This is a genomic window from Gammaproteobacteria bacterium, assembly GCA_003696665.1.
In the GTDB taxonomy this organism is placed as follows: domain Bacteria; phylum Pseudomonadota; class Gammaproteobacteria; order Enterobacterales.
In genome coordinates this window covers 1-1,418 of the sequence record RFGJ01000662.1, presented here as the reverse complement: position 1 = coordinate 1,418, position 1,418 = coordinate 1, and the positions used below count along the sequence as shown (strand labels likewise).

Annotated in this window: 1 protein-coding gene; it reads left to right on the top strand. The window is 56.1% G+C overall.

Going from position 1 to position 1,418, the window contains the following annotated elements:
• Positions 1–1,418, top strand: a 1,418-nt coding sequence (locus D6694_15795; protein ID RMH32836.1) for a hypothetical protein, incomplete at both ends; no start/stop codon positions are given.

The window sequence follows — 1,418 nt, the reverse complement described above, 5'->3', positions numbered from 1 at the left end:
TATCGCCTCGCCGCTGGTCAACCTGCCGCTTGACCAAATCGAACTGATGCCGTTCGCAGCGGCTACGGCCAGCGCGGCCATCCCGGCGGCGACGGACGTAGCGGGTTGGGTTGGCCTGCTGCGCACGGTGACCGTGACGTTTACAGCGGTGCCGGACGGCGTGGCTGCCGGGCAATATGCCATCATCAACGGCGAGCAATACCCGATTGTGGCGACAACTGCCACGACCGTCACGCTGGAATATAGCTCTTTGCTTGCCGACCCGACCGGCACGCCGGTGGTGCAGTTCGCACTCTGGCGCTTTGCTGGCAAGTATCGTGGCCTTTCCAGCTACAGCCGCGCGTCTCGCAAGACTTACATTGACCCACTGACCGGACAGGTCACGGGTGCGCCCGCTGGATTCCCCGCCTTCGAGCGCATGGCGGATGGAGGAATCGGGCTTTTGCTGGAAGGTAGCAGCACGAACCTGTTATTGGATAGCGAAGCGTTTGATAGCGCAAATTGGACTAAGAGTGGCCTCGACGCCGCTACCCCAATCATTGCTAATGCTATTGCTGCTCCTGATGGGAGTATGACGGCTGATGGGCTAAAAGAGGACGCGGCCAACACATGGAAGAACATTGCTCAAGGCGGCATTACTGCAAACGCTGGTGAGACGATTACGTTTTCTGTTTACTTGAAGGCCGGGACACAGTCATGGGCTGGATTGACAATCCGCGACGGCGTTTCTTATCTACACACACCATTCGACCTTGCCAATGGTCAAGTTGGCACGGTTGCAACAGGGGTGACGGCGAAAATCGAAGCTGCAGCGAACGGGTTCTATCGTTGCAGCGTCACTTATACGATCCAAACCGGACTGACTTCAGTGCTCATCTATGTATATAACAGTGCCACACCCGGCCTTTACATCGGCACAGGCGCAACTGCTATTTATGTTTGGGGCGCACAAATCGAAGCACTCCCCTTCGCCACATCCTACATCCCCACCACCACAACCACAGTGACGCGGGCGGTGGACATGTTATCCATCCCTGCGCCTGGAAATATCTATCCGGCTCAGACCGAGAGGACGATTATTTTAGATACTGACGTGCTTGGACTTTTTTCTAACATAACTCAATATATTTGGGCGACCGATCAGCTATACGATTCTATGGTTATCAACACCGCTGGTATGGCTGGCGCTCAGAATGGGGCGGGCGGTTGGTCAAACACCGCGCAGGTTGGGGACGGCAACGTTCACCGTGCCGCCGCTGTGGTCAATCCGGGCGGCGCAACGCACTATGTTGCTGCGGATGGGATAATTCCAACGAACACAGCCTACCCAACGGCAGCGGCTACTGGGACGCCGACACGACTGTATATTGGATCATATTCGAGTGGCGCAAACCACTTATATGGACATATCCGCAACT